Source organism: Actinomadura sp. NPDC048032 (assembly GCF_040653175.1).
Lineage (GTDB): Bacteria > Actinomycetota > Actinomycetes > Streptosporangiales > Streptosporangiaceae > Spirillospora > Spirillospora verrucosospora.
In genome coordinates, this window is the sequence record NZ_JBEZJP010000270.1 from 1 (window position 1) to 11150 (window position 11150).

At 69.6% G+C, this 11150-nt stretch carries 6 protein-coding genes; 3 read left to right on the plus strand and 3 right to left on the minus strand.

Annotated elements, in window-relative coordinates; translation table 11 throughout:
* Nucleotides 1–139 precede the first annotated feature (139 nt).
* Nucleotides 140–313, minus strand: coding sequence for a hypothetical protein (locus AB0C69_RS28245; protein ID WP_360358218.1), 174 nt, complete (start codon nucleotides 311–313; stop codon nucleotides 140–142).
* A 791-nt stretch (nucleotides 314–1104) separates the two neighbouring features.
* Here AB0C69_RS28245 and AB0C69_RS28250 point away from each other — a divergent pair.
* Both AB0C69_RS28250 and AB0C69_RS28255 read left to right on the plus strand, forming a co-directional pair.
* A complete protein-coding gene (locus AB0C69_RS28250) occupies nucleotides 1105–1944 on the plus strand; it encodes a helix-turn-helix transcriptional regulator (RefSeq protein WP_360358219.1) in 840 nt (279 codons plus the stop codon).
* Nucleotides 1945–1964: 20 nt separating this feature from the next.
* Entirely contained in the window at nucleotides 1965–2300 is a 336-nt protein-coding gene (locus AB0C69_RS28255; RefSeq protein ID WP_360358223.1) for a DUF397 domain-containing protein, read from the plus strand.
* Nucleotides 2301–2677: 377 nt separating this feature from the next.
* On the opposite strand, the gene AB0C69_RS28260 is transcribed toward AB0C69_RS28255, so the two are convergent.
* A complete protein-coding gene (locus AB0C69_RS28260; RefSeq protein ID WP_360358220.1) occupies nucleotides 2678–3322 on the minus strand; it encodes a hypothetical protein in 645 nt (214 codons plus the stop codon).
* A gap of 81 nt (nucleotides 3323–3403) precedes the next feature.
* On the minus strand, nucleotides 3404–6886 hold the full coding sequence (locus AB0C69_RS28265) for a phosphotransferase (RefSeq protein ID WP_360358221.1): 3483 nt from the start codon (nucleotides 6884–6886) through the stop codon (nucleotides 3404–3406).
* A 505-nt stretch (nucleotides 6887–7391) separates the two neighbouring features.
* On the opposite strand from AB0C69_RS28265, the gene AB0C69_RS28270 reads away from it, so the two are divergent.
* Nucleotides 7392–11150 (plus strand): PglY protein (locus AB0C69_RS28270; protein ID WP_360358222.1); only part of this gene is annotated, 3759 nt, incomplete at its 3' end.

Below are 11150 nucleotides of genomic sequence, written 5' to 3' on the forward strand. Positions count from 1 at the left end.
CGAGCTGTCGGAGGAAGACCTCGAAGCGTGGCGTCCGCCCGCGAGGGGGCGTGGACGCAAGAAGGCGTGAGCCCTAGCAAGTGGAGGCCGCGCGGCCGGGGTGTGCGGGGAAGGTTCCCGGCCGCGCGGCGGCTTCGTGTTATTGGCGCTTCCGAGCCCTGAGGATCTCGTGGAGCAGGGAGTCCGGTTCTTCGGCGTTGACTATCGTCCACTGCGTCCCGCCGGGGACGATCGCCCACCACTCGTAGGTGTAGTGGCCCCACCAGCACACGAGACCGGCGAACCGTTTCTCTAGTTCGGCGATCGTCGTCACGTGGGCCGGGTCTGGCACGGCCGGGGGAGTGGGGGACGGAGTCCCGGTTCTCTGCGCTCGGTGCGACCGGGCGGCCCGTATGGCCGTCACGTACGGGATGAGGATGCGGGTTATCTGCCTGGCCGCCTGCGGCGGGTCGGTGTGCGGAGCGAGGTTCTCGCCAGTGCTCGACCGGAACCACCACACCCGGGGCACCGGTCCAGGGGCGAGGGTGATGCTCTCACCGAACTGCGGGACATCCCGGTCGAAGACGTGGACGAGCGGGCGCGGTCCGTCATAACGCGGAACGGCCTGCCAGCCTTCTCGGACGACCGCTTCGGCAAGTCGGTCAAGGTGGGGCGTTATAGACGAAGTTGGGGCGGCGACGTTCCAGTGCTTCGGTTCGACCCATTTCATTGGTCGCGCACCCACTTACTGGGTTGGCCAGTAGGGCGGCCGGTCGCGCGAGTGCGTTCGATGGCTAGAGCCTTGCGAAGCTCTTCTTCGCTACTGCATACAACGGTTGCGTCTACCCCTTCCTTAGGGTCGTGCAGAGTGGCGACCCAATCGCCAAGTTTTCCGTCGTGCTGCGTAGCGCGCCAGATGTGATGCCCTTGGAAGTCCTTGCGGAGCTGTGCCAGTGCCTGGTCAGCGGGGTCGACGGGCAAATTCATGATCGTTGAACTTTCGCTCTCGTTTCTCTGCGTTACGGCTTCAGATCTTGCTGTAATCGAGTTAGGGTCGGGAAGAGCGAGAAGCCCAACGTGCGAAACCGTTCGTGCGCTGTTGGAAAGCAGCTTCGATTTCAAACCTTGGAGATTGCCATGCCGCGCCGTCCTCGCGACCCGGGTGTCCCGTCCTCGCCGGTCGAGTACTACGGGACAGAGTTAAGAGCCTTTCGGGAGGCTGCCGGTCTGTCCCGTCCTCAACTCGCCGAAAAGCTCGGATACACCCCGCAATGGATCGGTCAGGTCGAGTCAGGTAAAAACGGACCTTCGGAGGAGTTCGCCAAGGACTGTGACACTTACTTCAAGACCAACGGCACCTTCTACCGCGTCTGGGAGTGGATCCGAGACTTCGGGCGCCTTGCCGTCCTGCCACCAGGCTTCCCGGACTTCGTCGTGCGCGAGCGCGAGGCCGAGGTGATCCACATCTTCGAGACCATGGTCATCACTGGGCTGTTCCAGACACCCGAGTACGCGCACGAGGTGCTCAAGCTCGGGAAGACCTCCGAGGCGGTGGGGCAGCTCGTGTCAGCAAGGATGGAGCGACAGGAGATCCTTGAGCGGGAGAACCCGCCCCATGTGTTTGCACTCTTCGACGAAGGCGCCATCCGTCGTCCGATCGGACCCCCGGAACTGATGAAGAAGCAGATCCAGCACCTTATTGATCTAACGGATCTGCCCCATGTCACGATCCAGGTCGTCCCGACGATCAAGGGGGCCTACCCTGGCTTGCCGGGGGCATTCACGGTCCTGGCCTTTAAGGACGAACCAGATGCCGTGCTAGTCGAGGGGCATGTAGGTGGACAGCTCGTCGATCACCCTGGGGTTGTTCGGAAATATGGGGTACGTTTCGATTTGATCAGGGCCTCAGCGATGAGTGCTGAGGATTCTCTTGCCCTGCTCCGGACGATCTTGGAGAGTCTATGAGCGCACAGAGCCCGCAGGGTATGCCACGACGCAAGAGCCGCCACAGCAGTAACCCTGGCGGCCAGCGTGTTGGGGTTGCCCTGGTGCCGTCAGTGTGGCGGAAGAGTAGTTACAGCACTGATACTGGTCACCAGTGCGTGGAGGTAGCGCCCCTGGTGCCAATCTCCGCTGCCGAATGGCAGAAGAGCAGCAAGAGTGACAACACTGGTGGTCAGTGCGTCGAGGTGGCGGACTTGGCGTCGGCGGTCGCGGTGCGGGACTCCAAGGACCCGGACGGGCCGAAGCTGGTCTTCGGGGCCGACGCGTGGGAGGCGTTCGCGGGCCGGGTCAAGGGCGGGCACCTCGACCTGAACTGAGACCGATCGAACGATGCCCCGGTCCGTCGAGCCGGCTGGCGGCGTTCTCGTATCCCGGATGATCGGCGGCCGCGAGGCCGTGCGTCGGCGTCCGGGGGCGAGGCTTCCCGGTTCAAGCGAGCAGGGGCCCTGAGCTTCGGGATCACCGGACACGAACGCTTTCAAGTTCGGGGTGCACAAAGCTGTCTGCGCCGGCCGGGTAACCCACGGGACTTTCACCTCCATGGGATCGCCCCGGTCGGCATGGCGCCGATACCTCGCCCGAGCACCGAATCCGGGCCAGCGGAGACATGGCGGCGGTGCGCTATTCGTGCATGCACCCTACGAGCGCGGCCGACCGTGGTCAGCGCGACATGGGCTCGGCGCCGGGTCCCGCGTCAGCACGGGTGCCAGGTCCTTCCTCCGGGTGCATAGCAGCGCGGCCCCGTGTAACCGGGGTGGCCCCCACCGCCGCCTCCGCCGCTCCCACCATCGCCACCTGATCTCGGTGGGACTCTCGGGGCCTTTACCGTGTGCTTCGGCCTGGGCTTGGGAACCGCGACCTTCCACTTCCTCCTGCCGAGGTGGAGAGTCACCGTGCTGCCGGCGGCGATGCCCGCCGCGCAGAAGGTGATGCTGCCTCTGCCTTTCTGACCGGGGCGGATGTCCCGGGCGAGGGTCAGGTACATCGTGGCCGAGCGCACCTTCTCACCCCTGCCGTTCACCAGCTTGAACGGTGCGGGAATGCCGGTGTCCACCCCGCTGCTCAGGGTGGTGCGTCGATGGTTGCTCACCTTCACCCGAGCGGCGACACAGTTGTCGCCGTCCAGTTTCCTGCCCTTCACAGAGGTCACGGTGTAGTCGACGGTCTCCGCGGGAGGACTCGGCTCCTCGGACGGCGTCACGAGTGCACCCGCGTCGCTGCTCGACGACCTGTCCCCGGCCCTCACCATGCAACCCACGAAAAGGACGAGAAAGCTGACAAGAAAGGCGGCAATCAGGAGATCCCGATCAGAGGCGAGCTGTAGCGCACTGAAAGGCACTCCGAACTCCGCGAACGCCTCGCCGTCCCGACAACGTCCTGAACAACTTCATTGCCTACGCCTGCGCGGTCAGGGCCGGTCTCACCGGGCCAGCGTGAGGAGGCCGGGACGGTGGTCACGGAGCCACGCGGTGATCCAGGCGCCGTCACTCGCGGCGAGGCCGAGGCCAGGGGTGTCGATGAGGCGGCGCAGCATCATCAGGGGAAGCAGCGCGTCGAGCGCGTCCCGGTCGACGGCCTCCGCGCCGTAGCCCTCGATCAGCGGCCCGGGTTCGGCGCCGCGGGGCATGTCGACGGCGAGGGCCCACGCCAGGTCCAGCATCGGCGGTCCGGTCTCGGTCGCCCCCGGATCGATGACGCCCGTGAGGGTGTCCCCGTCGAACAGCGTGTTGTGCCCGACGGCGACGTCCCCGTGGATCGCGGCCATCGGCAGCCCCGCGCACGCGGCGTCGAACAGCTCCCCGATGGCCTCGTAGGCGTGCGGGACCGTCTTGCGCGCCGAGCCGAGCAGGACGCCCAGTGCGCCGGGCGAGTCCAGCCGGAGGCCGTCTCCCGGCGGCCGCGCATGCCACAGCCGCAGTTGCCGCCCCAGTTCCCGCTGCCGCCCGGGCGTCGGCTCATCCCCCGGAACACCGGGAAGGCGTTCCAGGACGGCCCACCAGGCGTCCCCGACGGTTCCGCAGTCCAGCAGGCGAGGAGCCCGGACGCCCGCCGCGGCCCGCAGCTCCTCGAAGTTGCGGAGGGTCCCCAGCCGTTCATGCATGCGCCGCCGGACCTTCAGGACCGTTCGCGGGCCGGCGATGACACCGTCCTCGGGAACGGGTCCCTCCGGGCCGTCGAAAGCGGGGCTGGCCAGCCCGGCCCGGATCACCGGTTCGAGTTGCCCGCCGGCCACCCGCCCGGTCTGGATCAGCGCCAGCCGGTCGCCGACGTCGAGCCGCCCGCACACGGGCGCGCGCAACCGGCTGAGCGGCCCCTCCCACCGCCGCTGCGCGGTGTCCTGATCGTCAAGCCACGGGATGCCGCCGAAGTCGGACTCCAGCCCGGCCCACTGCCGGGTGACCGGAATCCAGACGGGCAGGCACCTGTCGTCCAGCCCGCGTGCGACGTCCGCGGCCTCCGCCGTCCTTCCCTCGGCCACGAGCAGGAGCACCCGCAGTGTCTCCACAGGCAGCAGCTCGCGCGTCGCCCCCAGTTCGTCCAGGCGCCGCGCGGCGGCCCGAAGCAGCTCGTCCGCCCGCTCCCGCTCGCCGCCGAGCGCACGCGCCATGGCCTCCGCCATGTCGCACTGCGCGACGCCGATGAGCTCGCCGACGGACGTGTTGAGGTCACGGGCCTGCGGGATCAGGGACAGGGTCCGCCGCGGGTCGTACCACATCAATGCCAGCAGGAGATGCCTCACCGCACGCGCCTCCCAGAGCGGCGCGTTCGCCTTCCGCGCCTCCTCCAGGGTCGACTCGAAGAGCCCGGCAGCCTCGTCGAACCGGGCGTTCTGGAGATAGGTGTGACCGAGCATGTCGGCCGTGCGTACCTTGTCCGGTCCCGAGTCCGAACCGCCGGCCATCAGGCGTGCCACCGCCCGGAAGTCGCTGCGGCGGAGCGCGTTGTCCGCGAGGTCGAACCGCGCGCTCGCACCGATCAGCGAATCATCGGGCGTGATCGCGGACACGTAGTCGCCCGCTTCGGACAGCCTGCCGATGATGTGCGCGCGGGCGGCCAGCTCGTGCCGGTAGTAGTCCGCGAACGGGCCGGACGGCTCGCCCACCAGCTCGCGCATCGCCTGGTAGCGGTCCTCGGCGTTCAGGTCTCCGCGCGCGGTGAGCCGCGCGACCGCCGTCAACTCGGCCAGCCGGGGAGAGCCCGGCAGTTCGGGCAGGGACGCGAGCACCTGCCAATGCCCCAGCACACTGAGGCTGTAGGCCATGTCGCCCAGCGCTCCGGGCAGCAGACGGTGCTCGTCGGCGGCCCGCAGTCCGAGCAGGAACGCGGCCACGCTCCGCTGGCTGCGCACCCCCGGCGGCAGCGGATGGTCATCGCCCTCGTCCCAGACCTCCAGGGCGACTCGCGTGAGGTACCCGATCGCGCGCTCGGCGTTCTCCGGCCGCTCCGCGCCCGTCCAGCCGTCGTCGGTGTGGGCGTCGCTTTCGGTCACGCTGTGCCGCAGGTTCTCGTGGAGCCGGTACGGAGGCCACACCGTCTCGTCCCGCCGCACGAACGGGCGCCGCGTGAACGCCTCGACCTGGCGGCGCCGGACGTTCGGCAGCACCTCGCTCAGGGTCTCCTCGTCGAACGCCTCCAGCAGCGCCGCCGCCCGCAGCAGGTCCCGGTCATCGGCGGACAGGTCGCGCATGGTCCGCAGCACCAGCTCCGGGAAACCCAGGCCGAACGCCTCGGCTGGGGGAGCCTCGCCCCGCGCGAGATGCTGTCCGAAGAGCCCGGCGGACAGGTCGAGGTAGAGCGGCGACCCGCCGGAACCCGCGATGATCCGCTCCCGGATGCCGGGGCCGATCGCCGGGCGGCCGTCCACCATCAGCCGTGCGTCCAGGTAGGACTCGGCGGAGACCCGGTCGAACCCGCCGAGCCCCAGCTGATCGGCCCCGCCCAGACCGGGCCAGCGCCGCGCCCCGCCGTACGTCAACGCCGCGGCCTTGACCGGGTCGTGCCACCGGAGCGGCAGCCTGCTGGCCGCGACGAAAACCACGTTCGGCATCAGGTACACCAGCCGCGACACCAGGTCCTCAAGCCCTCCGCGCTCGGCGGGCAGCGACTGGACGTTCTCCAGCGTGTCCAGCACGCACACCGCCAGCGCCGGGCGCCTGCTCCTGGCCCGTTCCAGGTCAGCGGCCAGCAGCACCGGCATGTAGCCGATCATCCGGTCCGGGTCGTCCTCGCCCAGGATCGGGTCGAGCGCGGGCAGTTCGCCGCGCAGCCGCTTCAGCCGCGCCTTCTGCGCGGCCGTCCTCCCCAGCATGTTCAGCGCCCGATAGGCCACCGACACCGCGCCGAAACCGCCGAGGAGCTGATCCACCGTCCCGCTGACCTGCTCGGCCATTCCGAACGAGTCGCTTGCGGAACCCCGCTTCAAGAACGCCGCCAGGTCCTCGCCCGGATGCTTTCGCTCCCAGTAGACCGCAAGTGCCACATCGAACGCGGGCCACGACTTCGCCAGCGGCCCGAGCGAGGCCCGCAGCCGCAACAGCAGCGCCTCGAAACTGGAGTTGCCCGCGTCGGCGAAGTCCAGGACCGTCCGGGCCCCGCGCCGGGGGAGGTCGTTCAGTTCGCCCTCCACCGCCAGCTCCGCGACATGCCGGGCCAGTGTCGACTTTCCGATGCCGCCCTCACCGACGACGGTGATGATGTTGGACGCCGGGCGCTGGAAGTCCAGCAGTTCCCCGGTCGTGAACGACCGCTCGCCGTGCGCGGCGAACCGCCGCAGGCACGTCCGGATGTGCTCCTCACGATTGGTGAAGACCTGGCGTGTCTCGAAGGGCGCACTCGGCCCGAAACTGAAGAACTGGTCGACGTCCACCCCGATACCTGACCACAGGGCCGCGGGCACTGCCACCGAGGGGTCAGTGACCGGACGGAGCCCCGGCCGACGAGCTTCGGCCGGGGCTTTCGGTGTTCGCATGGGCTGAGCGGAGTGCCGGCGTCGCCGTCTCCGCCGCGCTCCGGGGCGGGAACTGCCTGTCAGGGTGGTTTGTGATCAAGGCGGCGAGGAGGATCCTGGGCCCGCCCCCCGAGTCGTGGGATGCCTCCGGCGAGCCCAGCCGAGAGTCACTTCTGGGTCGCCGCGGCTCGGATCACTTCAGTTGATGGAGCGCCACCCGGGTAAGGGCGGCCTTTGCCGGGCGTGAGCCGGACTCTTGGAGCAGGCCGGGGTCGACCCCGGCGGCCTTCCGTGGAGGCTTCTCGACCATGGGCCGTGACCGGCTTCGGCCAGCCGGGCCGCCGGGTGACCGGATGGCCCGCGGAATCGGGCGCGGGGGGTCCGGGACGGGCCCGCGCGGCACTATCTTTGAGGCGCGTCGCAGGGGAGTGCGCGCAGGTGAGACGAGGGGAGTCGACGGGTGGCGGAACGGGCGGCGGAACTGTACCTGCGGGACGTTCTGGACATCCCCGAAGAGGTCCTCGCCGGTGACTACAAGGTCGAGCTGACCGGCGGGTTCGACGAGGCCGACCAGCGCATCGACGAGTACGTCGTCACCGGCCAGCTCAGGCAGGCCTTCCGCGACTCGCTGAACCTGGTGAAGGCGTCGGTGCGGGGCGGCAAGTCGAACGCCGCCTACCTGCACGGGTCGTTCGGCTCCGGCAAGAGCCACTTCATGACCGTGCTCCACGCGCTCCTGGAGAACCATCCGGCGGCGCGGCGCAAGGCCGAGTTCCAGGAACTCGTCGCCGAGCACGACGACTGGCTGCGCGACCAGAAGTTCATGATGGTGCCGTTCCACCTCGTCGGCGTCACCGACCTCGACTCGGCGATCCTCGGCGGCTACGCGGCGGAGGCGCGGCGGCTCGGCCTGTCCAGCCCGGCCGTCCACCGCTCCGACGCGATGCTGCGGGACGCGCGCCGGCAGCGCGAATTCCTCGCCGACGACGCCAAGTTCGCCCAGTGGCTCGGTGGCTCCGCGCCCGCCCGGCCCGAACCCGACGACGACCTCCCGAACCTCGACCTCGGCGGTGCGTCCAGCTCCCGGTGGAGCAGCGCCGACCTCGACCAAGCGCTGGAGGCGCCGCCCGGCGACCCTCTGCGCACGGCCCTCGAGTCGGCGCTGCTCGATGGCCCGTTCTCCACCTACGCCTACGGCGCGCGAGGCGCCGCCGAGACTTACCTCCCCCTGGAGAACGGCCTCGCGGTCATGAGCCGGCACGCGCAGCAGCACGGCTACACCGGCCTCATCCTGTTCCTGGACGAGCTGATCCTGTGGCTGCAGGCGCACATGTCCAACCAGGAGAAGGTGAACAACGAGGTCAGCAAGCTCGTCAAGCTGATCGAGTCCGGCGACAGCGACCGGCCGGTGCCGATCGTGTCGTTCATCTCCCGGCAGCGGAACCTGTCCCAGCTCGTCGGCGAGGACGTGGTCGGCGCCGACGTCAAGAACCTCGAAGCGGCCGTGCAGTACCTCGCGGGGCGGTTCAAGGTCGTGAACCTGGAGGACAGCAACCTCCCTGAGATCATCAAGACGCGGATCCTGCGCCCCAAGGCCGGCATGGAGCACGCCCTGGACGAGGCGTTCGCGAAGGTCGAGTCCTACAACGCCGCCGTCAAGGACGCTCTGCTCGACGCGCACGGTGCCACACAGGCCGACTGGAACGACTTTCGCGACGTCTACCCGCTGTCCCCGGCCCTGCTCAACGTCCTCGTCGCCCTGGCGGGGGCGCTGCAACGGGAACGCACCGGACTGAAGCTGCTCAACACGATGCTGTCGCGGCGCCGCGACGACCTGCGGCTCGGCGACCTCATCCCGCTCGGCGACCTGTGGGACGTCCTTGGCCGCGACGTCGGCGAGGCGTTCACCGACCACCTCAAGCAGGAGGCCGAGACCGCCCGGCACTTCCACGCCAAGGTCCGCGCGCACCTGCGGGAGAAGTACGGGTCGGAGGAGCACAAGGACTTCCGCGCCGACGACCGGATCGTCAAGACGCTGATCCTGTCCGCGCTCGCGCCCGACGTCTCCGCGCTCAGCAGGCTCACCGGCGCCCGGCTCGCCGCCCTCAACCAGGGCTCCATCCAGTCGCGGCTGTCGACGCCCGGCAGCGTCGTCGGCACCCGGCTGCGCGAACTGATCGCCGCCGGTTTCGGCGAGATCCGCGCTGACGGCGACCGCGACCCGGTGTTCACGCTGCACCTGTCCGACCTGGACGTCGAGCCGCTGCTGGAGCAGGTCGGCGAGCAGGACAACCTCGGCGCCCGGCGCATCTGGGTGAAGAACCAGCTCTGGGAGCTGCTCGGCGTCAGCGACACCGGCGCGTTCGTCTCCGAACGCGACATCGTCTGGCGGGGGAGCAGGCGCACGGTCGAGTTCGTCTTCGAGAACGTCCGCGACTCGGCCGTGCTGCCCGACGATCAGTTCAGGCCATCCGTGGAGGGCCGGATCCGGTTCGTCGTGGACTACCCCTTCGACGTGCACGGCAAATACCCGAGCGACGACGCCGGGCGGGTCGACGAACTGCGCCGCGCCGGGTTCGAGGCCGACACCCTCGTCTGGCTGCCCGACCACCTGTCCACGCAGAAGGCCAACCAGCTCGGACGACTCCTGAAGATCTGCTACCTGCTCGAACGCGACCGGCTCGACGACTACGCCTCGCACCTGGCCTCGGACCAGCGCATCCGCGTCCGGCACCAGCTCCAGGCGCAGGCCGAGAACGTCGCCTCGCAGCTCACCGCCCTCCTCCAGCAGCTCTACGGCATCTCCGCGAGCGACGACGGCAACGTCTCCGCCGAGGTTCGGGACGGGCAGCATGTCCTGTCACTGCGGCCCGGCCACGACCGGCCGCGACTCCAGGGGGGCGCCGGTTTCGAGTACAACATGCTCGCTCTGGCCGACGGCCTGTACTCCCGGATCTATCCCAAGCACCCCGACCTGGACCTGACGCACACGCGCAAGGCCGTCACCATAGGCGAGCTCAAGACGGTCCTGGCCTGGATCACCAAGGCGATGGAGGACCGCTCAGGCCGGACGGTCGTCGACCGCGACAAGCTCGGCCTGCTCAAGCGCATCGTCCACCCCCTGGAACTCGGCGAGGTCCACGACGGGCCGCTCAACGTCTCCTTCGAATGGCGGCGCCGCATTGACCAGATTGCCGCCCGGCACGGCCGCGCCGGTGGCGACTACCCCGTCGAGGAGATCCGCCAGTGGATCGCCGAATACGGCTGGACCGGTCTGGACAAGCCCGTCTCCAGCCTCATCATCGCCGTGTACGCCCTCCTCGCCGACCGCGACTGGGTGCTCAACGGAGGTAAGCCCGAACAGTTCCCCGGGCTTGAGGCGGTCGGCAGCGGCTGGGCCCTGCGCGACCAGCCCAAACCCTCCGAGCAGCAGTACGCCAAGGCCCGTGCGCGTGCCGCCGCACTCTTCGGCGTCAGCGCCCCCGAGACCCTTTCCGGCCGGAACATCCGGGGCCTCGCCGAGCAGATCCGGGAGAAGGCCCGAGCCCTGGAAGCGCCGGTCAACGACGTGCGCCGGGCTCTGGAGACCCGCGCCCCGTCCCTCGGCACCCAGGACCCCGATACCCCGCGCCGCCGCTCCGCCCGGCACGCAGCCGACCTGCTCGCCCGGCTCTCCGTCGTCCGCGACCAGAGCACCCCCCTCGTCCAGGCGCTCGCGGAAGCCGACTACGACGTCTCCGACCAGGTTCTCGGATCCGCTCTCGTCTCCGCCCCGGCCGTGCTGCGCGCCCTCGAAGGCGTCCAATGGGGAGTGCTGGACGGCGTCGCCGCCTTCGCCGGCCGCGGAGACTCCGTCGGTGCACGCGCCGAACGGCTCGTGCAGGAGGTCACCGAGGCGGCTCGGGCGGACGAGTTCGTCCAGAGCCTCCCGCCCGTGCTGGAGGCGGCCAACGAGCGTGCCGTCGCGCTGCTCACCGAGGCGAGCAGGCGACCCCCGCAGCCGCTCAGCCCACCGGCCGACCCCGTCGACGTCCCTGAGCAGGGTGAAGCGGGGCAGGGGGCAGGGCAGGTCAGCCTCACCGACCACGGCGACCCGGCGATCTCGTCCGGGTCCGGCCCCGCACCGGGCGGCGAGGCGGTAGACGTGCCGCCGACCTCGTGGGCGTGCTCCGGGCGCCTGGTCAGGACCACGACGTCATGGCCGGCGGCGGACAGCGCA

Coding starts and splice junctions, on each gene's coding strand:
- AB0C69_RS28255 (WP_360358223.1), top strand. CDS start 1,965: ATGCCACGACGCAAGAGCCGCCACAGCAGTAACCCTGGCGGCCAGCGT.